23 protein-coding genes are annotated in these 26,830 nt (G+C 59.9%); 13 read left to right on the top strand and 10 right to left on the bottom strand.

Annotation, left to right across the window (positions count from 1 at the left end; translation table 11 throughout):
- Positions 1–56: 56 nt before the first annotated feature.
- Positions 57–2,825, top strand: a complete 2,769-nt coding sequence (gene polA / locus ACCC96_RS06245; protein WP_413695232.1) for a DNA polymerase I — start codon at positions 57–59, stop codon at positions 2,823–2,825.
- A 298-nt stretch (positions 2,826–3,123) separates the two neighbouring features.
- Here the strand turns inward: polA and yihA are convergent, their stop codons facing one another.
- Positions 3,124–3,765 (bottom strand): ribosome biogenesis GTP-binding protein YihA/YsxC, encoded by a 642-nt coding sequence (gene yihA / locus ACCC96_RS06240; RefSeq protein ID WP_030127882.1) that lies wholly within the window; start codon positions 3,763–3,765, stop codon positions 3,124–3,126.
- A gap of 191 nt (positions 3,766–3,956) precedes the next feature.
- Here yihA and ACCC96_RS06235 point away from each other — a divergent pair, with 191 nt between their 5' ends.
- From ACCC96_RS06235 to ACCC96_RS06205, 7 genes are all read left to right on the top strand, one after another.
- Positions 3,957–4,247: a c-type cytochrome gene (locus ACCC96_RS06235; protein ID WP_003196231.1), complete on the top strand. Its 291-nt coding sequence runs from the start codon at positions 3,957–3,959 to the stop codon at positions 4,245–4,247.
- A 46-nt stretch (positions 4,248–4,293) separates the two neighbouring features.
- Positions 4,294–4,905 (top strand): c-type cytochrome, encoded by a 612-nt coding sequence (locus tag ACCC96_RS06230; protein ID WP_413695231.1) that lies wholly within the window; start codon positions 4,294–4,296, stop codon positions 4,903–4,905.
- 198 nt (positions 4,906–5,103) lie between these two features.
- Positions 5,104–5,745: a thiol:disulfide interchange protein DsbA/DsbL gene (locus ACCC96_RS06225; protein WP_413695230.1), complete on the top strand. Its 642-nt coding sequence runs from the start codon at positions 5,104–5,106 to the stop codon at positions 5,743–5,745.
- A gap of 14 nt (positions 5,746–5,759) precedes the next feature.
- Complete coding sequence (locus ACCC96_RS06220; protein ID WP_413695229.1) at positions 5,760–6,620, top strand: endonuclease/exonuclease/phosphatase family protein; 861 nt, start codon at positions 5,760–5,762, stop codon at positions 6,618–6,620.
- Positions 6,621–8,651, top strand: a complete 2,031-nt coding sequence (locus ACCC96_RS06215) for a diguanylate cyclase (protein WP_413695228.1) — start codon at positions 6,621–6,623, stop codon at positions 8,649–8,651.
- A 102-nt stretch (positions 8,652–8,753) separates the two neighbouring features.
- Positions 8,754–9,533: an N-acetylmuramoyl-L-alanine amidase gene (locus ACCC96_RS06210; protein WP_413695227.1), complete on the top strand. Its 780-nt coding sequence runs from the start codon at positions 8,754–8,756 to the stop codon at positions 9,531–9,533.
- Positions 9,534–9,606: 73 nt separating this feature from the next.
- Entirely contained in the window at positions 9,607–11,223 is a 1,617-nt protein-coding gene (locus tag ACCC96_RS06205; RefSeq protein WP_413695226.1) for an EAL domain-containing protein, read from the top strand.
- Positions 11,224–11,235: 12 nt separating this feature from the next.
- Here ACCC96_RS06205 and ACCC96_RS06200 read toward each other — a convergent pair whose 3' ends face one another.
- Together ACCC96_RS06200 and algB are read right to left on the bottom strand one after the other, a co-directional pair.
- Entirely contained in the window at positions 11,236–13,026 is a 1,791-nt protein-coding gene (locus tag ACCC96_RS06200) for a KinB sensor domain-containing domain (RefSeq protein ID WP_413695225.1), read from the bottom strand.
- Between the two features lie 10 nt (positions 13,027–13,036).
- Positions 13,037–14,383 (bottom strand): sigma-54-dependent response regulator transcription factor AlgB, encoded by a 1,347-nt coding sequence (algB, locus tag ACCC96_RS06195; RefSeq protein ID WP_018927282.1) that lies wholly within the window; start codon positions 14,381–14,383, stop codon positions 13,037–13,039.
- A 440-nt stretch (positions 14,384–14,823) separates the two neighbouring features.
- Between algB and ACCC96_RS06190 the strand changes: the two genes are divergently transcribed.
- The 5 genes from ACCC96_RS06190 to ACCC96_RS06170 all read left to right on the top strand — a co-directional run bounded on the left by ACCC96_RS06190 (position 14,824) and on the right by ACCC96_RS06170 (position 18,790).
- Complete coding sequence (locus ACCC96_RS06190) at positions 14,824–15,111, top strand: hypothetical protein (protein ID WP_413695224.1); 288 nt, start codon at positions 14,824–14,826, stop codon at positions 15,109–15,111.
- Between the two features lie 81 nt (positions 15,112–15,192).
- Positions 15,193–15,357, top strand: coding sequence for a DUF1328 domain-containing protein (locus tag ACCC96_RS06185; RefSeq protein ID WP_003177151.1), 165 nt, complete (start codon positions 15,193–15,195; stop codon positions 15,355–15,357).
- Positions 15,358–15,590: 233 nt separating this feature from the next.
- On the top strand, positions 15,591–15,794 hold the full coding sequence (locus tag ACCC96_RS06180) for a hypothetical protein (RefSeq protein WP_177324972.1): 204 nt from the start codon (positions 15,591–15,593) through the stop codon (positions 15,792–15,794).
- Between the two features lie 330 nt (positions 15,795–16,124).
- Complete coding sequence (gltP, locus tag ACCC96_RS06175; RefSeq protein WP_413695223.1) at positions 16,125–17,456, top strand: glutamate/aspartate:proton symporter GltP; 1,332 nt, start codon at positions 16,125–16,127, stop codon at positions 17,454–17,456.
- A 104-nt stretch (positions 17,457–17,560) separates the two neighbouring features.
- Positions 17,561–18,790: a nucleoside recognition domain-containing protein gene (locus tag ACCC96_RS06170; protein WP_258671806.1), complete on the top strand. Its 1,230-nt coding sequence runs from the start codon at positions 17,561–17,563 to the stop codon at positions 18,788–18,790.
- A gap of 48 nt (positions 18,791–18,838) precedes the next feature.
- Here the strand turns inward: ACCC96_RS06170 and ACCC96_RS06165 are convergent, their stop codons facing one another.
- From ACCC96_RS06165 to ACCC96_RS06135, 7 genes are all read right to left on the bottom strand, one after another.
- Positions 18,839–19,465 (bottom strand): ABC-type transport auxiliary lipoprotein family protein, encoded by a 627-nt coding sequence (locus ACCC96_RS06165; RefSeq protein ID WP_019651219.1) that lies wholly within the window; start codon positions 19,463–19,465, stop codon positions 18,839–18,841.
- Positions 19,462–20,400 carry an MlaD family protein gene (locus tag ACCC96_RS06160; protein WP_413695222.1) on the bottom strand — a complete coding sequence of 313 codons (939 nt, stop codon included), beginning with the start codon at positions 20,398–20,400 and terminating at the stop codon, positions 19,462–19,464. The genes ACCC96_RS06165 and ACCC96_RS06160 overlap by 4 nt, the downstream gene beginning before the upstream one ends.
- Before the next feature lies 1 nt (position 20,401).
- Complete coding sequence (locus tag ACCC96_RS06155; RefSeq protein ID WP_018927288.1) at positions 20,402–21,205, bottom strand: ABC transporter ATP-binding protein; 804 nt, start codon at positions 21,203–21,205, stop codon at positions 20,402–20,404.
- Positions 21,202–22,350 carry an MlaE family ABC transporter permease gene (locus ACCC96_RS06150; protein ID WP_019651221.1) on the bottom strand — a complete coding sequence of 383 codons (1,149 nt, stop codon included), beginning with the start codon at positions 22,348–22,350 and terminating at the stop codon, positions 21,202–21,204. Before ACCC96_RS06150 ends, ACCC96_RS06155 begins: the two co-directional genes overlap by 4 nt.
- Positions 22,351–22,403: 53 nt before the next feature.
- Positions 22,404–23,432, bottom strand: a complete 1,029-nt coding sequence (locus ACCC96_RS06145) for a DUF5924 family protein (RefSeq protein ID WP_413695221.1) — start codon at positions 23,430–23,432, stop codon at positions 22,404–22,406.
- Positions 23,433–23,647: 215 nt separating this feature from the next.
- Positions 23,648–25,024 (bottom strand): M16 family metallopeptidase, encoded by a 1,377-nt coding sequence (locus tag ACCC96_RS06140; RefSeq protein ID WP_413695220.1) that lies wholly within the window; start codon positions 25,022–25,024, stop codon positions 23,648–23,650.
- A 56-nt stretch (positions 25,025–25,080) separates the two neighbouring features.
- A complete protein-coding gene (locus ACCC96_RS06135; protein ID WP_413695219.1) occupies positions 25,081–26,739 on the bottom strand; it encodes a Na/Pi cotransporter family protein in 1,659 nt (552 codons plus the stop codon).
- Positions 26,740–26,830: the final 91 nt, after the last annotated feature.

Raw genomic sequence — 26,830 nt, 5'->3', positions numbered from 1 at the left:
TCGTCAACGGTCCCGCTATTCTAGCGCCGGACCCGCCGAAAAGGTTGATCCTGCTCATGAGCCAAGCCCCCCTCGTCCTGGTGGACGGTTCTTCTTACCTGTACCGCGCTTTTCATGCGCTGCCACCGCTGACCACGTCCAAAGGCCTGCCGACCGGTGCGGTCAAGGGCGTATTGAACATGCTCAAGAGTCTGCGCAAGCAGTACCCGGACAGCCCGTTCGCCGTGGTGTTCGACGCCAAGGGCGGGACGTTCCGCGACGCGATGTTCGCCGAGTACAAGGCCAACCGTCCGAGCATGCCTGACGATATGCGGGTCCAGATCGAGCCGCTGCACGCCAGCGTCAAGGCCTTGGGCTTTCCATTGCTGTGCGTGGACAACGTCGAAGCTGACGATGTGATCGGCACCCTGGCCCGCAGCAGCGCGGCCGCCAACCGCCCGGTGGTGATTTCCACCGGTGACAAGGATATGGCACAACTGGTCGACGGGCACATTACCTTGGTCAATACGATGACCGGTAGCGCGCTGGACGTGGAGGGCGTGAAGGAGAAATTCGGCGTCGCTCCCGAGCAGATCATCGATTATCTGGCGTTGATGGGCGATTCGTCCGACAACATCCCGGGCGTTCCGGGTATCGGTCCGAAGACCGCTTCCGGCCTGCTGGTTGGCGTGAATGGCGGCCTGACCGAGCTCTATGCGCAGCTCGATATCGTCCCGACCCTGCCGATTCGCGGCGCCAAGACCCTGCCGGCCAAGCTCGAAGAGCATAAGGAAATGGCCTTTCTTTCTTATCGATTGGCAACCATCAAGATCGATGTGCCGCTGGACATCGGCCTCGACGACCTGCAAATGGGCCCACCGGATCACGACAAGCTTGCCGAGCTCTATTCCCTGCTGGAATTCAAAAGCTGGTTCGAAGAGAACCAGCGCGACGCCAAGCGCTCGGGTCAGGACATCGTCGAGGTCGCTCAGGAGCAGCCGGGTGCCGCCGAAGCGAAATACGAAACCATCCTCGATCAAAAGCGCTTCGAGGCCTGGCTGGACAAGCTCGACAAGGCGCCACTGATCGCCTTCGTCACCGAAAACAACGGCAGCGATGCCCAACACGCGCAACTGGTGGGCCTGTCGTTCTCTGTCGCGACCAACGAAGCAGCCTACATTCCGCTGACCCATTCCTACATGGGCGTGCCGGAGCAACTGGATCGTGACACCGTGCTGCTGGCGTTGAAACCGCTGCTGGAAAACCCGAATAAACTGAAAGTCGGCCAGCATGCGAAGTTCGACACCAATATCCTCGCCAATTGCGCCATCGGTGGCGATCAGAGCAACGGAATTACTGTTCAGGGTGTTGCCTACGACACCATGCTCGAGTCTTACGTACTGGATTCGACGGCCACCCGCCACGACATGGACAGCCTGGCGCTCAAATACCTGGGCCAAAGCAAGACCGACATTCAGGAGATCGCGGGCAAAGGCGTCAAACAGCTGACCTTCGACCAGATTTCCCTTGAGCTGGCAGGCCCCTATGCCGCCGAAGACGCCGATGTCACCTTCCGCCTGCATCTGGCCTTGCAGGAAAGACTGGCCGCGACGCCAAGCCTGGTCAAAGTGCTCAACGAGATTGAAATGCCGCTGATGCCGGTGCTGGCCCGTATTGAGCGCCAGGGCGCACTCGTGGACGCCAACCTGCTGGGCATCCAGAGCGTCGAGCTGGGCGAAAAACTGGTCGCCCTGGAGCGTGAGGCCTTTGCCATTGCCGGTGAAGAATTCAACCTCGGCTCGCCGAAGCAACTGGGGGTGATTCTCTACGAAAAGCTCGGTTTGCCCGTACTCAGCAAAACCGCCAAGGGTCAGGCTTCGACTGCAGAAGCCGTGTTGGCCGAGTTGGCCGAGCAGGACTACCCGCTGCCCAAGGTGCTGATGCAATACCGCTCGCTGAGCAAGCTCAAAAGCACCTACACAGACCGTTTGCCAGAGCAGATCAACGCTCGCACCGGGCGCATTCATACGTCTTACCAGCAAGCCGTCGCAGCCACCGGGCGTTTGTCGTCCATCGACCCGAACCTGCAGAACATTCCGATTCGCACCGCCGAAGGTCGCCGGATTCGTCAGGCGTTCGTCGCGCCGAAAGGCTACAAACTGCTGGCCGCGGACTACTCGCAAATCGAACTGCGGATCATGGCGCACCTGGCCAAGGACGAAGGCTTGCTGCATGCCTTCCGCAACAACCTCGATGTCCACCGGGCCACGGCCGCAGAAGTGTTTGGCGTTGAGTTAGGCGCGGTCACCAACGATCAGCGTCGAAGTGCGAAAGCCATCAACTTCGGCCTGATCTACGGCATGAGCGCGTTTGGCCTGGCCAAGCAGATCGGCGTTGACCGCAAACAGTCCCAGGCCTACATCGACCGTTATTTCGCTCGTTATCCCGGCGTGCTGCAGTACATGGAGCGCACGCGCGCCCAGGCCGCCGAGCAAGGCTTCGTCGAAACCATCTTTGGTCGTCGCCTGTACTTGCCGGAAATCAACGCGAAAAACCAGGCCCTGCGCAAAGCTGCCGAGCGCACGGCGATCAACGCCCCGATGCAAGGCACCGCGGCGGACATCATCAAGAAAGCCATGGTGGCGGTGGACAACTGGCTGGCATCGTCAGGCCTGGACGCCAAAGTCATCCTGCAGGTACACGATGAATTGGTGCTCGAGGTGCGTGAGGACCTGATCGACCAGGTACGCGAGGAGATTCGCGTGCACATGAGCAACGCCGCACAATTGGACGTACCGCTTCTGGTCGAGGTGGGCGTAGGCAACAACTGGGATGAGGCGCACTGAGCCGCCTGAAAAGACGTATGTACTGCGGCCTGGCGCCGCAGCACATGACGAAGGGCTATAGAGCGAAAAACGACAGTGATTATTTCCAAAGGATTTTGAAAATAGTCTGAACTAAATCCGCGAACCGCCACTCAGAGATACTGAATGGCTGGTGAAGCCCTTCGATGCTCCTATGTTGTGTTAAGTGTTGGCAGATATCTGGACCCCGCCCTAGCGGTCCGGAACTTGAACCCCGGAACTTCTCCCTCCCCATACGAAGTCCGGGGTTTTTTTTGCCTGCCAATTTGTCTCGAGAGCCTTACTCGGCAGCCTCGGCGCCCTTGTCCGCCAACTCCATCCAGCCCGCCAGTACGGTGTAAGCGTCTTCCAGGCCCATGCGTTTGGGGGCCGAAAACAGCTGGATAGTGATCGTATCGCCCCATCCCTTGCGGATTTCCGACTGAACCTTGAGCAGCGTGTTTTTCGCCGCGCCGTAGGTCAGCTTGTCGGCCTTGGTCAGCAGGATATGCATCGGCATGCCGCTGGCGACGGCCCAATCGAGCATCAACAGGTCGAAGTCGGTCATTGGATGACGGATGTCCATCATCAGAATCAAACCTTTCAAACTCTCGCGACCACCCAGATAAGCTTCCAGGTGACGCTGCCAGTGCATCTTCAACGGGATCGGTACTTTCGCATAACCGTACCCCGGCAGGTCGACCAGACGGCGTTCATCGTCTAGCTTGAAGAAGTTCAACAGCTGTGTGCGACCCGGTGTTTTCGAGGTCCGCGCCAGGCTGGCGTGCGTCAGAGTATTCAACGCGCTGGACTTGCCGGCGTTGGAACGCCCGGCGAAGGCCACTTCAAAGCCTTCGTCGTCGGGACATTGGTCGACTTTGGCGGCGCTGAGCATAAAGGTGGACTGTTGGCACAGGCCGAGGATGGGATTCTTGAGTTGCATGGGATTTCCGATGTGGGCGGCGCCGGGAATGGACGCGGCAAGCAGTGTCGTTTCCGTTTCAGTGACGCCAGTATATAATGCCGCAGATTTTGTGTGCGCTTTGTCCCAGCGTAGGATGAAGTTCACGAGAGCGATTGACCTTGATTGCGCACTAGAACGCAGCACGCTCTCAACCCTGAAAAGGTCGTTTTATGACGAAATGGCTGCTAGCTGCCGGTGTCTTGATGCCGCTTTACAGCGCTCAGGCTACACAGGATCCGGAAGCTGTGTACAACCGTGTTTGTGGTGCCTGTCATTCCGGCCAACTACCCATGGCGCCCCGCAAGGGCGATCAGGAAGCTTGGACGCCGAGGTTGGCGAAAGGTATGGAGACGCTGGTGCAACACGTGACCCAGGGTTTCAAGGCGATGCCGCCGCGTGGTTTGTGCATGGACTGCAGTGCCGAGGATTACCGAGCCATCATCCAGTGGATGAGCGAGTAAACCCGGCCCATAACTCTTTAACCCTTAGCCGTAGTTGGATTAGCTGATGAACAAATTGATCGTGAGTCTGCTGTTGACCGTGGGGATCTCCGGTATTGCCCATGCTGCAGGTGATGCGACTGCTGGTCAGGCGAAAGCCGCAGTATGTGGCGCCTGTCATGGCCCGGATGGCAATAGCATGGCGCCTAACTTTCCGAAACTGGCAGGCCAGGGCGAGCGTTATCTGAACAAGCAGCTGCACGACATCAAGTCCGGCAAACGCACGGTACTGGAAATGACCGGCCTGCTGACCAACCTGAGCGATCAGGACCTGGCTGATATCTCCGCCTACTTTGCCAGCCAGAAAGGCAGCGTCGGTGCCGCCGACCCGAAAGTCGTGGCTCGCGGTGAAGCACTGTTCCGTGGTGGCGACCTGGCCAAAGGGCTGCCAGCCTGCACCGGTTGCCACTCGCCTAATGGCGCAGGCAACGCAGCCGCCGGCTTCCCGCACCTGGGCGGCCAGCATGCTCAGTACGTCGGCAAGCAACTGACCGAATTCAGAAAAGAAGAAGGTGGCCGGACCAACGACGGCGACACCAAACCAATGCAGAGCATCGCTAAAAAGCTGAGCGACGAAGATATCGCCGCCGTCTCCAGCTATATTCAAGGCTTGCACTAAGGCCTGTGATCGAGCGTTGTGAGTGATGTACATCTCTTGCAACGTTAACTCTCGATTAATCCGTCGATGCAAACATAAAAAGGGTAGCTTTGGCTGCCCTTTTTTGTGGCCGCTGCCGTTACACTACAGAACTCAAGCCCGCCGGAATCTGTCTGAAAACAGGTCGCGCGAGGCGCCCAAATTGTCCAGGAGTAAAGCATGCGTAATCTGATCATCAGCGCCGCACTCGTCGCTGCCAGCCTGTTCGGCATGACTGCCCAAGCCGCCGAAAAACCTGAAGCGCCCTATGTCGAACTGAGCAACCCGGTCCCGGTGGCCGAGCCTGGCAAGATCGAAGTCGTGGAGCTGTTCTGGTACGGCTGCCCGCACTGCTATGCCTTCGAACCCGTCATCAACCCATGGGTTGAAAAGTTGCCCTCCGACGTGAATTTCGTGCGTATCCCGGCAATGTTTGGCGGCCCTTGGGATGCCCACGGCCAGATGTTCCTGACGCTTGAGGCCATGAGTGTCGAGAGCAAGGTTCACGCTGCGGTGTTCAACGCAATCCAGAAAGAACACAAGAAGCTGACCGACAAAGAAGACATGGCGGACTTCCTGGCGACCCAAGGTGTAGACAAGGACAAGTTCCTGGCCACCTTCGACTCCTTCGCCATCAAGGGCCAGATCAACAAAGCCAAAGAGCTTGCCAAGAAATATGAAATCACCGGCGTGCCTACCATGATCGTCAATGGCAAGTATCGCTTTGACATCGGTTCTGCCGGCGGCGCCGAACAAGCGTTGAAACTGGCTGACCAACTGGTCGCCAAAGAGCGAGCGGCAACCAAGGCCGTTGCCAACTAAGCGCGGCACCTGCCATGCGCCGCTGGAGAACTGAACGCATCGTTGGCCTGCACGACCCGCGGGTCAACGAGCATCACCTGGAATCGACGGGGTTGCCCGTGGACAGCCGTCTGCGTTTGCTCAGTTTCAATATCCAGGTCGGCATCAGTACCGAGCGTTATCGGCACTATCTGACCCGCGGCTGGCAGCATCTGTTGCCGCACACCGGGCGTGCCGACAACCTGCAAAAAATCGGCAATCTGTTGGGCGACTTCGATCTGGTCGCCTTGCAGGAAGCCGATGGCGGCAGCCTGCGATCGGGCTACGTCAATCAGGTCGAACACCTGGCGCAGCTCGGCGCCTTCCCTTATTGGTATCAACAACTCAATCGCAATCTCGGTCATCTCGGCCAGCACAGCAATGGCGTGCTCAGCCGCCTGCGCCCGTGGGCGATCGAGGATCATCCGCTGCCGGGGCCCAAGGGTCGCGGGGCCATTCTGGTGCGCTTCGGCGAAGGTCCGGAGGCGCTCGTGGTGGTGATGATGCACCTGGCGCTGGGCGCTCGCGCCCGTAGCATGCAACTGGCTTACATCCGCGAGTTGATCGGCGGTTATAAGCACCAAGTGCTGATGGGCGATATGAATACCCACGCCGGTGACTTGCTGCAACATTCCCCGCTGCGCGATTTAGGCCTGCTCGCGCCGCAGATGGAAGCGACCTTTCCCAGCTGGCGCCCACAGCGCTGCCTGGACCACATTCTGCTCAGCCCCACCCTGACGCTTGAAAAGGTCGAGGTGCTGGCACAACCCATTTCCGATCACCTGCCGGTCGCGGTAGAAATTCGTCTGCCGGGCTCGCTCACGGCCGATGCATTCCCCGCGTTGAGTCCTGCCTGAATGAGCGACGAAGCACAGCGCTGGAAAGAGAAATACCTCAAAAGCATCGAACAACAGGAAAAGCTCGAACGTCGATGGGACGCACGGCTCGACCTGCTGCGTCGCGGGCTGGTGCGCAGCACCCTGGCTGCCGAAGGTACCGATCGCGCCGTTGACCAATGCATGAAGGAAATGCGCGAAGTCGTACGCACCGACGACATGGACGCCGGCCTGGCGGCCTTGCTGCCGCGTCTGGAGAAAGCCGTGCTCGACTCCGAGCAGCGCCGGGAAACCCGGGTTGATCAAGTCAGCGCCGCACTGACGGCGCTGGTCTCTCAGTTGCAAGCATTGCCGCTGCCACGGGAAGTGAGCCGGCCACTGAAGAGTTTCGCCAAGCAGCTGGACGGCCGTGTCGGCCAGGCTCGCGAAATCCCGTTGCTGCTCAGCGAACTGAGCGGCTTGCAAGGCAAAGCCTTGAGCCTGCTGGAGAACCCTGTGGAACCGGGTCGTCCGGGTTTTTTGCAGCGCCTGTTCGGCAGCCGGGATGCAGACGAGGCTGCGCCACAGATCGCCGCCCCCGAATTGCACATGCCTGCCCCGCAACCTGTCGAACCGGTTGCCGCTCCACTGGCCGAGCTCTCACTCGCGACGGTCAATCTCGCGCCAGCCGCCAACAAACCGCAAGCGGTAATGCCAACCGTTGAAGCTGCCCTGCCCGCCGCTGCGCCCGTGGACACTCCGGCGCCCACAGCAACAACGGCACCCACAGCTGAAGTCGTGGCGTTCGTCCCGCCCGCCCTGGAGCCAGAGGCCACGAGCAGCCAGGCCCCAGAGCCACAAACCCAGCCGAACCTCGAACAGCCGCAAGAGCCGGTTCCATCGATCGCCGTACCGGCCACCCAGGCTCCGTCGGCAATCAACCCGGATGAACTGATCCCGGAGGCCAGCGATCCGCAAACGCCAGAACACGACATTCTGTATGCCCTGCCGGACTCGCCGGAACCGTCCTACAGCTCTGTGGCCAAGCACATCGAAGACACCCTGCTGGGCCTTCTCGACGACCTGACACTGCCCGAGCGCCATCGACCGCAAGCCGAAGCGATGCGCAATCGTCTTCAAAACGGTTTGAACTGGTATGAACTGCTGCCAATCCTCGATGATCTGGCAACATTGATGCTGGCCATTACCGACAGCGGTCAGCACGAATTCGAAGCGTATCTGCAGCGACTCAACGAACGCCTTGAGTCATTTCAGAGCAACCTGCAAGCGGCCAGCGAAGGCCACGCCGACAACCGCTCTGCCGCGCGGGAGATGGACACGCAGATTCGCGAGCAAGTCGACGGCCTGCAAAGCAGCATGCATGAAGCGGCGGACCTCGATGACCTCAAGCACATGCTGGAAGACCATCTCGAAGGCCTGCTCGGCACCATGGACCAGCACCAGAAGCAACGCGACGAGCGCGAACAGGAAGTCGCGGCCCGCCTGCAAAGCCTGGCTGAAAGGGTGGCCCACATGGAGCAGGAAGCGCTGGGCTACCGCGAGCATCTCGAAGAGCAGCGCCAGAAGGCCTTGATCGATCCGTTGACCGGCCTGCCGAATCGAGCGGCCTGGAGCGAACGGCTGGACCATGAAATCAGTCAATGGCAACAGCACGGCAACACCCTGCTGCTGGCGATGCTCGACCTCGACCATTTCAAACGCATCAACGACAACTACGGTCATCTGGCGGGCGACAAGGTGCTGAAAATCATCGCCAGTGTGCTGCGCAAGCGTCTGCGCGGGACGGACTTCATTGCCAGGTTTGGCGGTGAGGAGTTTGTGCTGTTGATGCCTGCCACGGCGCCGATGGTCGGCGCGAAACTGCTGGAAACGTTGCGCGCATCGATCGAAGCTTGCCCATTCCACTTCAAGGGCGAGCGAGTCACTATCACCATTTCCATGGGACTGACCGCCTTCAGACCGAGCGAACATAGCGACCTGGTGCTTAAAAGAGCCGATCAGGCGCTATATCGCGCGAAAAATACCGGCCGCAACCGGATAGAACTGGGCTGACAGTTAATTGTTCCATTTTGTTTAAAGGCGCGCTTTTGCGGTCGGCGCGCAAGGCAATACGTTACACTGTTGCATTATTGTCTCGCGTGTATTGCCTCCACCATGAAATTTCTTGCTCTTATTGCTTCGCTGCTTGTATTAGCCGGCTGCGCCAGCGGTCCCCGGATTGACACCAGCCACCCTTCAGTCAATCACGACAGCCGTATTCAGTTCGTGGTGATGCATTACACCTCCGCATCCCTGGTGGACTCGCTGCAATTGCTGACCCATGGCGAGGTCAGCAGCCATTACCTGATCGGCGACGACGAGCACGCCACCATCTATAAGCTGATGGATGAAAATCTTCGGGCCTGGCACGCCGGCGAAAGCCAATGGCAAGGCCGGACCTGGCTGAATTCCAGTTCCATTGGCATCGAAATCGTCAATCCAGGCTTCCAGGACACCCCGACCGGGCGCCTCTGGTATCCCTACAGCGAAGCCCAGGTTCAGTCGATGATCTTTCTGCTCAAGGACATCAGCAAGCGCCAGGGCATCAGCCCTCGCCATATCATCGGCCATAGCGACATCGCCCCCATGCGCAAGCTCGACCCTGGCCCGCTGTTCCCCTGGAAACGCCTGGCGGCCGAAGGCCTGGGAATCTGGCCGAACGAGCAGGCTGTGGCGCGTCAGCAAGCGCAGTTCGCCGTGCAGCTGCCAAGCATCAGCTGGTTTCAGGCACAACTTGCCCGCCTGGGCTACGCCACGCCACAGACCGGCGAACTGGATGTAGCGACACGCAATGTGCTGGCGGCTTTTCAGCTGCATTTTCGCCCGTCCCGTTTCGACGGCACTCCGGACGCGCAAACCGCGGCGCTTCTCCAGGTGTTGAATCAGACAAAATAATGACGCCCGCCCGACGGTCAGGGCCTTTTCCCAATCAGCAGCTATAACTCATTGGTAATCCTTCGGATATTCCATGATGACGGCTGCTCGAGAGAGGCTGCGTAGCTGGTTCTATCGCCCTTGGTTTCTGGCGACGCTGGCGGCTGCCTTGAGTGCCACGCTGCTGATGACCGGCAGTCTGTTCATTGCGATGCATCAGGTCGAGGACAACGAAAGCCAGGAGATGAACGCCCAGGGGGAGCGCTTTCTGGTCCGTCTGGAGCAGCTGTTCGGGCAACTGCGCGAAAGCCTCGACGACCTTGAAGCTCAACCGCTGCGGGGCTGCGATGATGAAATGATCGCCACATTGCAGCAAGTCAGCTTCAATTACCGCTTCGTTTACGAAGCCGCTTACATGGATGCTTCAGGAATCTGCTCCAACCGCCCCCGCCAGGAAGGGCTGTCGGTGATCCGGCCACCGGACATCGAGGGCCCCACCTACAGCTATTGGTTGAACACCACCACCGAACCCGATGAGAACCGCGCCGCACTGATGCTGGGGCGTGGCAATTTCCGGGTGGCTACGTCTCGCGGGCATTTGACCGACATGGTTGATCTGTCTCCGGGGAGCAGCCTGCTGGTGGTGCTCGACCACGACACCCGCGCGATTCCCGTGCTCGGTGCCGAGCAGGAGTGGCCCCCGACGCAACCCTGGCCCCCGAAAAATCACGATGCACTGCAAGTCACCCCTACCCGCCTGATTTACCGAATGCCGACCAATACTCCCGAATACCAACTGGTGCTGATCACCCCGCGCACCGGGATGCATGTGCCGGCCGTTTGGTGGTGGCTGCTTCCGGCCAGCCTCGCGCTAAGTGCCTGCGTAGGCATTCTGGTGTTTCTGCTGGTGCGCCAGCGTCAATCACTGGATGCTGAACTGCACGGCGCGATACAGCGAGGCGAATTGCAGGTGTTGTATCAACCGATCTTCGACCTCGACAGTCGCAACTGTGTCGGAGCCGAAGCCTTGCTGCGCTGGCGAAGGCCGGACGGCACCTTGACCAGCCCCGAGCTGTTCATTCCCATGGCGGAAAACACCGGCCAGATCCGCCAGATGACTGATTTCGTATTACAGCGCCTGCTGGAACAGCTCGGACAACTGTTGCGCGCCAATCCGCAGTTGTATATCTCGGTCAACCTGGCGGCCTGCGACGTCATGGTGCCGCGTATCGGTCAGGTGATGGCGCGCCTGCTGGCCTTGCACCGTGTAGCCGCTAGACAGATTGCCTTTGAGGTGACCGAGCGCGGATTGGTTGATGTCGTGGTGGCCAGAGAAAACCTGCAGGCCTTGCGCGATGTCGGGCATCAGGTGCTGATCGATGACTTCGGCACTGGCTATTGCAGCCTCGCTTACCTGCAAACACTGCCCGTGGACTGCCTGAAAATCGACAAGGCATTTATCGACGCGCTGGGTCATGACGCCGCCAGCAGCGGCGTGGCACCGCACATCATTCGCATGGCCCAGGCCCTGCAACTCAAGGTGATTGCCGAAGGCATCGAATATGAAGCCCAGGCAGAGTTTCTGAGCAGCGAGGGGGTGAAGTTCGGTCAGGGCTGGCTGTTCGCGCACCCATTGAGCGCTGTGCAATTCATCGAATTGATTACCCGTGGTCGCCGACAGGCAACGCGGCGTCTGGATGACGAAGACTGAGAAGGTTCAGGCTTATACCGCCAGCGCCATGTAGAACTGCGACCCCTGCCCTGGCCGTGAATACACGCCCATCCGCCCACCGTGCAACTGCACGATCTCCTTGCACAGCGCCAGACCGAGCCCGGCGCCGCCCTTCTTGCGGCCGACCTGAACAAAAGGCTCGAATATCCTTCCTTGCTGGCTGTAGGCAATGCCTTCGCCGTTGTCTTCAACACTGATAATCACCCGCTCCCCATGACGTCGAGCCTGCAAACGTATCAGCCCGTCGCGGGAGGTATGGCGCAAGGCGTTGTCGATCAGGTTATCGAGCACCCGCTCCAGTTGCGCCTGATCGGCCTGCAGCCGCGGCAACGTTCCCTGCACTTCCACCAACAGCTCAATGCCCTTCTCCTGCGCCGGGCCGGCAAAGCGTGCCTGGGCCTGCTCCAGCAAATCTTCGATGGAGCACGGCGCCAGGGTGAGTTTTTGCAGGCCGTTCTGATAGCGAGAGAAATTCAGCAGGTCGTTGATCAACTGCATCAAGCGCTGCATTTCTTCATTCACGGTGTTCAGCAAGTCGGCCTCACGGGAATCCTCGGCAAAATGCGCCCGCTCGCGGAACAGGCCGAATGCCATGTGCATCCCGGTGACTGGCGTGCGTAACTCATGGGATGCACGCAAGACGAACTCGCTGCGCACCCGTTCGAAGGCACGCTGCTCGGTGACGTCATGCAACACCATCACGGCGCCGAGAATATGACCCTGGGTATGGCTGACCGGCGTCAGGCTATACGTCAGCAATCGCGACTCCCCGTCAACCTCGATGCTCAGGTCGTCCGGCACTCGTTCCAGGGTGCCGCCGCGCAGCACCAGGTGCAGCTGTTCATCCAGTTCGGGGCGCTCAAGTGCCGTGCCCAGCCCTTGGCCGAGACGCTCGGTGTCCCAGCCTAACTGGCGCTGAGCCACCGGGTTGAGGTGCTCGAGCTGACCTTGACGATCAATGATCAGCAAACCGTCGTCGATGCTATCGAGCACCGCTTGCAAACGCTGCTGTCCGGCGAGTAGCTCGTCGATATTAGTGGCTTGGTGCTGTCGCAGGGCCTCGGCCATGATTCCGAAGCGTCGGGTCAGCTGGTTCATTTCCACTGCGGAGGAAATCGGCAGAGTCACTTCGAAATTGCCTTGGCCGATGTTGTCAGCGGCCGCCGCCAGGGCCTCGATCGGGGCTCCGAAACGCTGGGCGATCGCATGGGCGGTAATGAACCCGATGAACAGCACCCCCACCCCGATCAACCCGAGCAGGCCGGCAATCAGCAACGCGCGGTCCCGGGCCTGACGTTCGGTTTCACTGATGTTATCCAGCGCGCGCTTCTGTTCGGCGATCAAGCCGTTGCGCAGCGTGTTGAATTTTTCCGTGAGATCCCCGCCCCCAGTGAGCACCGGTGCCGTATCGCGGGAAAGATCGTAGGCCTGTAGAAAGCTCTGGTAATCAGTCTTGGCCTTTTTGAAACCGTACTGGGCGCCCTCGCCGGACGGCTCGTGAGCAATGCCTTCATCGAGCAATTCGAGGTAATGCTGTCTGGATGCCTCGAACGCCGCGGGATCAGGCTTCTCGCCGAGCATGATGATCAGTTGATCACCCAGGGTCTGGCGCAGCTTCAATCCCAGATCCAGCCTGACGAAGTTGTCACGGATCAGGGCCTCCTGCGTGCCGGCCATCTGCATCACGCTGACCAGCCCGAGCAACAGCCCGAGCAGCGCCACGGTGATCAAGGCTGAAATACTCAGGAACAACCGGGTGCGCAACGTCATCGCCAGTTTCATCGGGTGCGGCTCACAAGTTGTACTGCTTGCGCTTGCGGTACAGGGTCGAGGCATCGATACCCAGGGTCTTGGCCGCCTGATCCAGGGTATCGGCGGTGGCAAGGACCGCACCGATGTGGGCTTTCTCCAACTCATCCAGGCTCAACGCGGCGCCAATGCGTGGCGTATTGTTGGTCGGAGCTTCGGCCATGCCCAAGTGGCTGATCTCGACCCGCTCCTGTGGACAAATAATGCTCGCCCGTTCCACCACGTTGCGCAGCTCGCGGATATTGCCGGGCCAGCGGTAGCTGAGCAGCGCCTCGCGGGCCTCATCGCTGAAACACCGGGCCGGACGCGAGTACTCCTTGACGAAGCGCGCCAGGAAACGGTCAGCCAGGTTCAGAATGTCTTCCCTGCGTTCGCGAAGCGGCGGCAGGTGCAAGGTGATAACGTTCAGCCGATAGAGCAAATCTTCACGAAAACGACCGTCGCGGACCATGTCTTCAAGGTTGAGGTTGGTGGCCGCGAGGATTCGCACGTCGGCGCGACGGGTCACCGGGTCGCCCACACGCTCGTATTCCTTGTCCTGGATGAAACGCAGCAACTTTGGCTGCAAAGTCAGGGGAAAATCGCCGATCTCGTCGAGAAACAACGTTCCGCCATCAGCCTGATTGACACGACCCAAGGTGCTTTCACTGGCACCGGTGAATGCGCCACGGCTGTGGCCGAAGAGTTCACTGTCCATCAATTCCGCTGTCAGGGACGGGCAGTTGATGGTGATGCAGGATTTCTTCTGGCGTTTGCTCCAGCCATGAATGGCCTGTGACAGCTCACCTTTACCGGTGCCGGACTCTCCGAGAATCAGAATGTTGGCGTCGGTACTGGCGACCTGGCGTGCGGTTTCAAGCACCACTTTCATCGCCGGGCTGTGGGAGTCCAGCCCCTCCTTGGGTTTACGCACTTCACCTTCGAGGGCTTCCAGGCGTGCCGAGAGTTGCCGCACTTCCAGCTGTTTGGCAGTGGCCAGACGTAACTGATCGGGGCTGCAAGGTTTGACCAGATAGTCGGCTGCACCGGCCTGAATCGCATCCACGGCAGTGTCCACGGCCGAGTGAGCGGTAACGATTACTACACGCATCCAGGGCGCCTGAATCCGCATCTGCGCCAGCACATCTAGGCCGTTGTCTTCACCCAGGCGCAAATCGAGGAAGCACAGATCGAAAACCTGACGCTGCAACAAGGCTTCGGCCTGAGCGGCGCTGGTCGCGGTGGCCACGCTGTAGCCTTCGTCTTCGAGGCAATAGCGAAAGGTTCGAAGGATGGCGGACTCGTCGTCCACCAGCAGAATGCGGCCTTGATGCTCAGTGGCTGATTCCATGTTCCTACGCTCCTTTAATAGGTGTTCTTGGTTAGTCCCGGAAAAATCGGGCAAGTTGCATGATTGATTCTGGTCGATTCCAGCCAAAACAGGCTATCTATCTACTCAAAGTGAAGCTAATACGCTGATTTATATGAACTTTTATTTACAGACCATTCTTTCAGCGATTGCCTGCGTCCCTTTCTGACATCTACGCCCTCCCCGCAATTCCAAAAATATTGAAAGTGCCTGCGAACTCATCGTGCATTACGCACGACTGCAAACGGATCATCGTGCAGGATGCGTCCAAAACGTTTTCTACAAACACAATAACCTTTTGATTTTTATCGTATTTATTCTTTATTAAAGCTGGCATGCAGGCTGCAATGGTCTAGGTAATCAGGGCATTTAATGAACCAGCGCCCGCCAAAGATCACTACCCGTATGGGAGGAACTTCAGGATGAATCGCCAAAGCGCCGCCCAATTGCGTCTTTCGCCACTGCATGTCCAGCAAGGCTTGTTTGCCCTGTTAGCGTTGTTGATCACCCTGATTGGTGGCCAGCAGTACATGCGTTGGGAGCAAAGCGCGCAACCGGCGCCAGTGCACCTTTCAATTCCACATCCCCCCCAAACCCACTTCAGCGCCGTCAGCAGCAACCCGGCTGACAACGCCTCAATGCGAATGATGGGCGTCGACCAGGCCCGGTCTGTGGACGAGACGCCCTTCCAGGAACGTTGGGTGTTTTAAGCAAACGAACTTGGCGCGCTCAACGCGCCGGGAAAAGCACCACAAGCAACATCCTTAAATAGAAGCGTAAGGAGAATCACCATGTTGAGCTGGGCAATCACATTCCTGATCATTGCCATCATCGCTGCAGTATTGGGCTTCGGTGGTATCGCGGGCACCGCCACGGGTATCGCCAAGATTCTCTTTGTCGTATTCCTGGTGATGTTCATTGCTTCCTTCTTCTTTGGCCGTCGCGGCCGAGGTTGATATGGGCATTGCGTTAAAGACATCGGCAGCCGCCCTGCTTCTGGGCGGCAGTGCCATGGCGATCGCGGCCGCCCACGCGACACGAGTTCGAAACACGAAAGAGGCCTGGTGCTTCTTTCCACTGCGCTACCCGAGGACGGTAGACGCATGACCAAGGGGTCGGGACGTTCTGACTGCTTCAGGGTCGGAGTGACCTACGGGTACAGGGAGTACCCGCGCAAGGGCCGGGTCAGGTGAAGCTGCGACGCAAGTTCGTCGGCCCAGAGTGGCTCGACGGACTTGCGGAGAGCTTCAACGTGCAAAACGTTGATCTAGAGCATTCTGCTCATCTGTTCTTGCTGCATATTCCCCGCAAAACCGTTTCGCGCTATTTCTTCGTGACCGTATATCGAGAAAGCTCTGACTTTCACGAGAAGAAAAATCGCATTCAAACGTAGGTCATTTCCTAAGTTTTCACTGATCCGAAAAACATCAACCTGCGCTGAAATGGCCGGTTCACGGCACTTATGCCTGCCGAAATGTCGCATTCGAACCGGCTGGGACGTGGGTTTCAGTTAAAAGATCTCATGCCGATTCGGCATAGGGTAGGCGTTTACGGCATTAGACGGCGCTTCCCCGCATCGGAATAGTTGCGCCTTTTTCGCTGCCAGAGAGCTGTAAATGCTCGCTCGCGGGGACCTTATACGGGGGTCGGTGCAAGACGTCTTCGCCATTGAGCGTTGCAGTTCATGCATCGGCCTGAGTCAAACGCAAGTAAGGGTAAAGATATGAAGAAGGCAAAGCTTAGCCTCGCCTGGCAGATCCTCATCGGTCTGGTTCTGGGGATAGCAATAGGTGCACTGCTCAACCACTTCAGCGCTGAAAAGGCCTGGTGGATCAGCAACGTCCTGCAACCGGCAGGCGATATCTTTATCCGTCTGATCAAGATGATCGTGATCCCGATCGTAATCTCCTCGCTGATCGTCGGCATCGCTGGCGTTGGGGACGCGAAAAAACTCGGGCGTATCGGTCTGAAGACCATCATCTACTTCGAGATCGTCACCACCATCGCCATTCTGGTCGGCCTGGTGCTGGCCAACGTGGTCCATCCGGGCAGCGGCATCGACATGAGCACCCTGGGTACCGTGGATATTTCCAAGTACCAGGCCACTGCTGCCGAGGTTCAGCATGAACACGCGTTCATCGAAACCATCCTCAACCTGATCCCGTCGAACATCTTTGCGGCCATGATGCGCGGCGAGATGCTGCCGATCATCTTCTTCTCCGTGTTGTTCGGTCTCGGTCTGTCGAGCCTGCAATCGGACCTGCGCGAACCGCTGGTGAAAATGTTCCAGGGCGTGTCGGAAAGCATGTTCAAAGTCACCCACATGATCATGAACTACGCCCCGATCGGCGTGTTCGCACTGATCGCGGTGACCGTGGCCAACTTCGGCTTCGCCTCCCTGCTGCCGCTGGCCAAGCTGGTCGTCCTGGTTTACTTCGCCGTTGCCTTCTTCGCCTTCGTGGTGCTGGGCCTGATCGCTCGCCTGTTCGGCTTCTCGGTGATCAAGCTGATGCGTATCTTCAAGGATGAGCTGGTCCTGGCCTACTCCACCGCCAGTTCCGAAACCGTGCTGCCGCGCGTGATCGAGAAGATGGAAGCCTACGGTGCGCCGAAAGCCATTTGCAGCTTCGTGGTACCGACCGGCTACTCGTTCAACCTCGACGGTTCGACCCTGTACCAGAGCATCGCGGCGATCTTCATTGCCCAGCTGTACGGCATCGACCTGTCGATCAGCCAGCAATTGCTGCTGGTGCTGACCCTGATGGTCACCTCCAAAGGCATCGCCGGTGTACCGGGCGTGTCCTTCGTGGTGTTGCTGGCCACTCTGGGCAGCGTCGGTATTCCGCTGGAAGGCCTGGCATTCATCGCCGGTGTCGACCGCATCATGGATATGGCCCGTACCGCGCTGAACGTGATCGGCAACGCCTTGGCCGTGCTGGTCATCTCGCGTTGGGAAGGCATGTACGACGACGCCAAGGGCCAGCGCTACTGGAACTCCCTGCCGCACTGGCGCAGCAAGGAAAAGCTGCCGGTTGGTGAAACCTCCAGCAACTAATACCCGCTCCCACAAGAGCCCCAAACAAACCCCGGAGAAATCCGGGGTTTGTCGTTTCTGCCTACCCCGCTATCATTCGCCGCATCTTCCGGGGGATTTGACTGATGCTTAATGGCCTGTGGCTTGGCTTCTTCATCGTGGCAGCCGTATCGGCGCTGGCGCAGTGGCTGATCGGTGGTAACGCCGGGATCTTTGCGGCGATGGTGGAAAGTATTTTCGCCATGGCCAAACTGTCAGTCGAGGTCATGGTCCTGTTGTTCGGCACCCTCACCCTCTGGCTGGGCTTTCTGCGGATCGCCGAGAAGGCCGGGATCGTCGAGTGGCTGGCGAAAGCGCTGGGGCCACTGTTCCTGCGCCTGATGCCGGAAGTGCCGGCCGGCCATCCCGCCATCGGCCTGATCACCCTGAACTTCGCCGCCAACGGCCTGGGCCTGGACAACGCCGCCACACCGATCGGCCTCAAAGCCATGAAGGCGCTGCAAGAGCTCAACCCCAGTGCGACGATCGCCAGCAACGCGCAGATCCTCTTCCTGGTGCTCAACGCCTCCTCCCTGACCCTGCTGCCCGTGACGATCTTCATGTACCGCGCCCAGCAAGGCGCGCCCGATCCGACGCTGGTGTTCCTGCCGATCCTGCTCGCCACCAGTTGCTCAACCATCGTCGGCTTCCTGACCGTAGCGTTCATGCAACGCCTGCGCATCTGGGACCCGGTGGTGCTGGCGTACCTGATTCCCGGCGCCCTCGCCCTTGGCGGCTTCATGGCACTGCTGGCGACGCTCTCGGCGACCGCGCTGGCGAGCCTGTCATCGGTCCTCGGCAACGTGACGCTGTTCGGCTTGATCATGCTGTTTATGATCATCGGCGCATTACGCAAGGTGAAGGTCTACGAGGCATTCGTCGAAGGCGCCAAAGAAGGCTTCGACGTCGCCAAGAACCTGCTGCCGTATCTGGTGGCGATGCTCTGCGCCGTGGGTGTGCTGCGAGCATCCGGAGCGCTGGATTTCGGTCTGGACGGGATTCGTCACCTGGTGGAATGGGCCGGTTGGGACACGCGCTTTGTCGATGCCTTGCCGACCGCATTGGTCAAACCCTTTTCCGGCAGTGCCGCCCGGGCAATGCTGATCGAAACCATGAAGACCGAGGGGGTGGACAGCTTCCCGGCGCTGGTGGCGGCAACGATCCAGGGCAGTACCGAAACGACCTTCTATGTCTTGGCGGTGTATTTCGGCGCGGTGGGCATCCAGCGTGCACGGCATGCGGTGGGCTGTGCGCTGCTGGCGGAGCTTGGCGGGGTGCTGGGGGCCATCGGGGTTTGCTACTGGTTCTTCGGCTAAACGAAAACCCTGTGGGAGCGGGCAAGCCCGCTCCTTTCAGCGGTGGCTTCAGGGCCTCAGCGGCGGCACGACTTTCTGACCTTGCTCCACCGTCCAGGCCACCACCTGCGCCGTCAACTGGTCGCTGGCCTGGCCGAACCCGGCGACCACCGCCGGCACCTTCACATCGCTCAACGGCTGGCGCACTTCAAAGCGCCGACTGGCGAGGATGCGCTGGTCATACCCACGCACCAGCAATGCATCCAGCCGCACGACCACGCTCGCCGTCGTGCCCTGGTATTCGGTCTGGAACGCTTGCAGGTTGCCGCCCAGCTCCAGGTCCGCCTGGAGATTGCTGTCGTCGGTGCTGAGCAACGGCACCCGACCGTCACGCTGGAAACCATCGAGCAGACGATTGCGCAGCAGCACCGGCGCCGGGTCGCTCCAGCGGGAAGCCTTGTAGCTGCTGATCAGGTCACCCTGAGGGATCACGGCGATCTTCGGGTTGTTCAAGGCTTCGCTGGTCTGCGGCTTGGCCAGTCGCAGCGACCAGTGCAGCGCCGTGCTGTGATTGGCCGGTGCGCCGCTCTGGGCCGAGGGCAACCGGTAGACATCGGATGGCTCGGACTTGGGCAGAATCGAGCAGGCACTGGTCAGCGCAAAACCGACAGCCAAGGCTAACGGGATCAGCTTCATGGCGTGAACTCCTTGTTCTTGTCACTGCCCAGCAGGTAACCGCTGGGATTGGCCTCAAGCCGCTGGGAAATGGTGCGCAGCGAGCTCAAGGTATCGCGCAACTCACGCACCGCCGGTGCCAGGCCATTGAGGCCCTGCATGCCGTTGTTGAGGGAATCCTGATTAGTGGTGAGCAATGAGTTGATGGTCGCGCTGCTCTGTTCCAGGGACTTCATGGCTTGCTCGGCACTGCCGAACATCTGCTTGCCCTGATCGTTGAGCAGGCCGTTGGCGTTGCGCATCAACGCAGCGGTTTGTTCAAGTGTGGCGGAAGCCTGGTTACCGACCGACGCCAGTTGCTGCATGGCCTGACCGATGTCGCCGCGCTGGTCGGCGATGGTGCCGGTGGTTTGCTCCAGATGCTCAAGGGTCTTGCTGATGCGCTCGACGTTTTCCGAAGAAAACATCTGATTGGCGTTCTGCATCAACACGTTCACGCCGGTCATCAGGTCGTTACTGTCGTTCAGCAGTCGGGCGATGGGCGAGGGCGCTGCCACGATGGTCGGCAAATTGCCGCCCTTGCCCTTGAGCGTCGGACTTTGCGGTGTACCACCGCTGAGCTGAATGATCGAGGTGCCAGTGATCCCGGTCAGCGCCAGTTTGGCCTGGGTGTCTTCCTTGATCGGGGTATCGCCGCCCAGGCGGATCCGCGCCAACACCCGGCGCGGATCATTCGGATCCAGGCGCAGCGTCACTACGTCGCCGACCTTGATCCCGCTGTACTGCACGGCGCTGCCCTTGGACAAACCGCTGACCGCCTCGTTGAAGACGATTTCGTAATCCTTGAATTCGGTGTCGACGCTGGACTTGGCCAGCCACAGACCGAAGAGCAGGGCGCCTGCCACCACTATGACGGTGAACAGGCCGATCAATACGTGATGAGCTCGGGTTTCCATGTCAGACCTCGTTGAGCTGGTTAGCGGCCGTCAGCGCCGCGCGGCCGCGAGGGCCATGGAAGTATTCGTGAATCCACGCGTCGTCGGTTTCCGAAACCTTGTCGATGGCGTCCGCCACCAGTACTTTCTTTTGCGCCAGCACCGCCACCCGGTCGGTGATGGTGTAGAGCGTGTCGAGGTCGTGGGTGACCAGAAACACACTCAAACCCAACGCGTCGCGCAGGGTCAGAATCAATTGATCGAACGCCGCCGCGCCAATCGGGTCGAGGCCAGCGGTGGGCTCGTCGAGAAATAGAATGTCCGGGTCCAGCGCCAGCGCCCGGGCCAGGGCGGCGCGCTTGATCATGCCGCCAGACAGTGAAGCAGGGTACTTGTCGGCCGCCGACAACGGCAATCCGGCCAATGCCAGTTTCACCGCTGCCAGATGCTCGGCGTCGGTACGGCTTAGGCCGGCGTGTTCTATAAGGGGCAGGGCGACGTTCTCGGTCACCGTCAGCGAAGAGAACAGGGCGCCTTTCTGGAACAACACACCGAAGCGTCGCTCGACCAGCGAGCGCTCATGCTCTGACAGGCTCGGCAAGTTCTTGCCGAAGACCTTCACCAGCCCTTCGCTGGGCTGGCGCAAGCCGACGATGCTGCGCAACAGCACCGACTTGCCGCTGCCGGAACCGCCGACCACCGCAAGAATTTCGCCTTTGTACAAATCCAGGTCGAGGTTCTCGTGCACGCTCTGGCGGCCGAAGCGATTGCACAGCCCACGGACTTCGATCACCGCCTCGGAAGGCGCTCGGGGTAGACGACTCACCAGCCCATCTCCATGAAAAACAATGCGGCCACAGCGTCAAGGACGATCACCACGAAAATCGACTGCACCACACTCGACGTGGTGTGCGCGCCGACGGACTCGGCGCTGCCGCTGACCTTGAAGCCTTCAAGACAGCCGATGGCGGCGATCAGGAACGCAAAAATCGGCGCTTTGACGATCCCCACCAGAAAGTGCTGAACGCCGATGTCCGATTGCAGCAGCGACAGGAACATCGCCGGCGATATATCCAGCGACAGCGCACACACCACGCCACCACCGACAATCCCCGACAACATCGCCAGGAAGGTCAGCATCGGCAGCGCCACCAGCAACGCCAATACCCGCGGCACCACCAGCAACTCCATCGGGTCGAGGCCGAGGGTGCGGATCGCGTCGATTTCTTCGTTGGCCTTCATCGAGCCGATCTGCGCGGTAAACGCGCTGGCGGTGCGGCCGGCCATCAGGATCGCGGTGAGCAACACGCCGAATTCCCGCAAAAAAGAAAACGCCACCAGGTCCACGGTAAAAATGCTCGCGCCGAAGCTCGCCAGCACAGTCGCACCGAGAAACGCTACCACGGCGCCCACCATAAAGGTCAGCAGGGCGACGATGGGAGCGGCGTCGAGGCCGGTCTGCTCAATGTGGGCGATCATCGGCGTGAGGCGCCAGCGCTTGGGACAAAACAGCCCGCGCGCGATGGTTTGCAGGATCAGGCCGACAAAACCCAGCACCTGCAGGGTGTCCTGCCAGATCGCATCGACTGCGCGGCCGATACGGGTCAGCAGTTGAATGCCGACGCTGATTTCCGGCTCTTTGATCGGTACGCAGAAATCAGTCAGCGAGCAATACACCGTCTGCAGCAAGGCGCGATCGGCAGAGGAAAGGGTGCAATCAGGGTGTTCGGCGGACTTGCCCAGACGCTCGGAACCCAGCAACTCCACCAACAGCGATGCACCCGCCGTGTCCAGGGCACCGAGGCCGTTGAGGTCGATGGGGGTGTTGTTGTCGTATTGGCCACGGAGCTTTTCGCTCAAGTGGCTGAGATCGGCGTAATGAGCGAGCGTCCAGTCACCCGTGACCCGCAGCAGGGCAGGGATGTGCGAGGTATCCAGTCGGACACTGCCAGGCGTTGTGCTGCTGGTCATAAGCTCCTGCTTGTTCGGCAATTGCGCAGACCAGATTAATAGCACGAACCGCGTTACTTATCTTTGATGGGTGTGCTGCCCATGACCTTGAAGCGCAGCACGCCGATCAACTGGCCGTCTTCGGTGAGCACCCGAACTTGCCATTTACCCGCGGGATTGCCGGGGAAATTCTGCTTGTGGGTCCAGGCGCGGTAGCCTTCCTTGCGCCCGCCGTGGATATCCAGAGGGATGCGGTCGACCTCTTTACCGTTGAATATCCAGACGTGATAAATCCGCTCGTCCAGCCCCCGTGGGGCATTGATCGCGGTGTAGGCGTACAAACCGTCGCCACGAATCTGCTCGGCGCTGACTTCTTCCAGGCTCTTGCCGGGGGTGCGGTCCTGCATTTGGGTGCTGATCGCCACATCGGTCATCCACAGGGTGGCCGGCGGAACCCAGGAACGCAGCACCCAGCCGACAGCGCCGATGCCCACGGTGATGCTGAGGATCGCCAACGCATTGCGCACGGTCCGAATCGGGAAGATCGACGCCAGACTCGGGAATGACAGCACCATGGCAATGCCCAGCGCCAGTTTGAAGCTCTGGGAGGTGGTCAGGTGCAGGATGACGGGCAGGGCGGTCAACAAGGCGGCGAACAGGGTCAGGGTATGCAGCGCCAGGAACGCCCAGCGGCGCGGCGCCAGCCATTTGTAGTAGAGCGGGTCGGTGATCGAGATCAGCGCCGCCATGCCCAACAACCCCGTAAAAAACAGCTGGCCGCTGTTCCAGGTGGTGGTGATGAAAAAGAACGGCAGGACGAAGAACAGGCTTTCCTGATGGATCATCTGCGTCGCATAACGCAGCAGGGGCTGGGGTATTTCGCGCTTGAAGACCTTGGCGAACAACTCAGTGAGGCTGTTTTCCAGCATCAACCAGACCCAGCTGACCAGCATGATGGTGGTGATCCAGGTCGCCAGGCTTTGTTGGCGATCCACCAAGATGAAGCTGCCGACCCCGGAAATGAAACCGCCGAGCGCGATGACCCCGGGGTAGCGCTTCATCAATTCCAGGATGCGCTGTATGTACAGGGTCAGAGTCGGCATTCGGCGGTTCACAATCGTCGTGGGAAAAATCCCCGACAGGGTACCGTCCGAGGGGTCCTGTGGCGAGGGGGCTTGCCCCCGTTCGGCTGCGCAGCAGTCGCAAAATTGGCCGGTGTGTGTGCCGGATAAATCGAGGTACCCTTTTTGGGGCCGCTTCGCAGCCCAACGGGGGCAAGCCCCCTCGCCACACAAAACCCGTTGCCACAGGGAAATAACTACTTTCTGCGGTGAACACGCCACCCCAATGCCCCAAGCACCATCAATCCAAATCCCCCGGCAATCGCCCACATCAACTGGTCATAACTCATCAGCGGCTTCTCGATCCGCAAATACCCCGGTTGCAGCAGCAACTCACGCATCGCCTTGTTTGCCTCGACCAGCGTCACTTCTTGCAGTGCCTTGGCCGGGTTGGTGAAATGGCCATCCTCGTAGTCCCCAAGGGCGCTCCAGTAGTAATCCGCCAGGGCGCTGTTGCCTTGCACGGCCCAGGCCTGACGGGCGATGGCGGCCTGCTTGAGGCGGGCGAAAGTGGTGGTGTCGAGACCGTTCTTGAGCAAATCGGCTTTGAGCTCATCCAGCACCTGTTCAGCTGCCGGCACGTCGCCGCGTTCAAGGTCGGCGTTCAGGCTCATGAAGCCCACTCCGCCAAACACCTCACGCTCGGCCGAGGGCCCATAGGACAACCCATGGACCAGGCGCAGTTGGCGATAAAGCGCCCAGTCCAGGTAGTCCTTGAGCAGATCGAACGTTTCGTCGGGCTGGTCTTCCTGCACCGGTTCCGGCACCAGCCAGTGCAACTTGGCGCCGCCACCGACAAAACCGTGGCTCAGAGTGCGCTCGTGGGCCGCACTGGCCTGGATTGTCGGCAAGGGCAGGTGATCGGCAGGCTCGACGGCTACGAGCGCGCCATACGCCCGCTCCAGATAGGCTGGCAGCAGGCGGTCGAGCTCGCCGACCACGATCAGGGTCATGTTGTTGGGCGCGTACCAGGCTTTGCGCACTGCCTCCAGTTGCTCGCGGGTCAGGTGATCGACTTGCGCACGCTCTGGGCATTTGAGGCCCAGCTCCACCGCCAACTGATTACTGGCGGTGTGGCCCAGGTCCTGGCGATCCATCCAGCGTTGCAGGTGCGAATAATGGCCACCGTCTTCGCGCTCGACCACCTGCTTGGCGACCTTGATAGCGTTGTCGTCGATACGGGTCTGGGTCAGCAGCGCCAACAACAGATCGAGGGCCTTACGCTGGTTTTTCGCCGGTACTTCGATGACGAACGTGGTGTCGGCGTTGCTGGTGTAAGCGTTCCACTCCCCCCCCAGGGCCTGCATGCGCTCCTCCAGACCACCTTCGCCGGTGGCGTCGATGCCGCTGAACAGCAAGTGTTCGAGCAGATGCGGCAGCTCCTTGTCGGCGCAGCTGAAATCATCCAGACCCACGCCGACCACCAGCCGAATCGCCACATGCCCGCGCTCGGTGCCCGGTTTGAGGACCAACTGCAGGCCGTTGGGCAGCGTATAGCCCTCGACCTGAAAGCGATCCAGGGCGAATGAAGGCAGGGCGCCAAGCAACAGACAAGCGAACAGCAGACAACGCATAACGAGTTTCCGTACGACCAGCGTAAGTACAACAGACTTCAGGCAACTGTGGACGTTCAGGGTGAATGAGTAATGTCAGCCATATCGTCGACCGCCAGAGCACCGGTGTCCGAAGTGCCCAATACCGCATAGGCACTGCTGCAAAACAGCGAATTGAGGCGCCGCATGTCAGCGATCAGCTCCAGATGCAGCGAACTGGTCTCGATGCTTTGCACAATCTTACGGTGCAAACGACTGACATGAGCGTGGGCCAGGCGGCGTTCCTGTGCGCGAAAGCGACGTTTCTCACGCAGTAACTGGCGAGCACTTTCCGGGTCGGAACTGAGGAACACCGACAACCCCAGGCGCAGGTTGGCAATCAGTTGGCTGTGCAGACCCGCCAACTCCTCCAGACCGACCTCGGAAAACGACCGGCGCTGCGAGGTTTTCTGCTGCTGAACCTTGCGCAGCATGCGTTCGATCACGTCGCTGGCCAGTTTCAGGTTAATCGCCAGCTCGATGATTTCCGCCCAACGCTTGCTGTCCTGCTCGCTGAGGTCTTCCCGAGGCATTTGCGCCAGATAGAGTTTGATGGCGCTATAGAGCGCTTCGACATCATCGGTCAGACGCCGGATTTCCTGGGTAACGGCGGTCTGTTTGCCGCGTAGTACGGCGAGCATGGCTTCGAGCATGCTGTCGACCAGATCACCGATGCGCAGGGTTTCCCGGGCGGCATTGGCCAGCGCCAGGCTAGGGGTCACCAAAGCCGTCGGGTCAAGGTGCCGCGGCTTGGCCGTGCCGTTGATGTCCGGCCGCTCCGGCAGCAGCCACGCACAGAGCCTGGCCATCAGCCCGACGCTGGGCAACAGGATCAGGCAACGCGTGGTGTTGTAGAGCAGGTGGAAGCCGATGACCATTTCCTGAGCGCTGAAATCGAAGCTGTCGATCCAGTGCACCAGTGGGTCAAGCACCGGAATGATCAGCAGCAGACCAATCAGTTTGTACAACAGGCTACCCAACGCCACCTGACGGCCAGCGGCGTTCTGCATGCTGGTGCTGAGGAAAGCGAGAATGCCGCTGCCGATGTTGGCGCCAATCACCAGGCCGATCGCCACTGGCAGACTGATCACATTGGCACCGGCGAGGGTCGCAGTCAGCAGGACCGCGGCGAGGCTAGAGTAGGAAATCATCGCGAACAACGCACCGACCAACGCATCGAGCAGGATGTCACCGGTCAGTGAGGCGAAAATGACCTTCACCCCCTGAGCATGCGTGATCGGGGCGGCGGCCTCGACGATCAGTTGCAGCGCCAGAATGATCAGCCCCAGACCGATACTGACCCGGCCCATCTGCCCGACCCGGGTCTGCTTGCGCGACAGAAAGAAAATCACCCCGAGGAAGATCAGCAGCGGTGACAGCCACGACAGGTCGAGGGTCAGTACCCGCGCCATGAGTGCGGTACCGACGTCGGCACCGAGCATGGTCGCCAGGGCCGGGGTCAGCGCCATCAGGCCCTGACCGACAAACGAAGTGACGAGCATGGCGGTGGCGTTGCTGCTCTGGACCATGGCGGTCACCATGATCCCGGCGATAAACGCCAGCCAGCGCCTGGCCATGTTCTGCCCGATCACATGGCGCAAGTTGGAGCCATAAACCCGCAGGATGCCGGTTCGGACGATGTGCGTGCCCCAGATCAGCAAGGCCACGGCCGATAACAAATTGAGCAGGGTGAGCATACAGGCCCCCTGTGGTGGTAGCGCCCCAGCGGGGCAAGTTAACGGTGCCGCGCGTTTTTCTACGTTCTGTACTTAAGCTGTAGTTGGCTAA

The organism is Pseudomonas sp. Pseusp11 (assembly GCF_047304405.1).
Classification (GTDB): Bacteria; Pseudomonadota; Gammaproteobacteria; order Pseudomonadales; family Pseudomonadaceae; genus Aquipseudomonas.
This window is presented reverse-complemented; position numbering and strand designations above follow the sequence as displayed.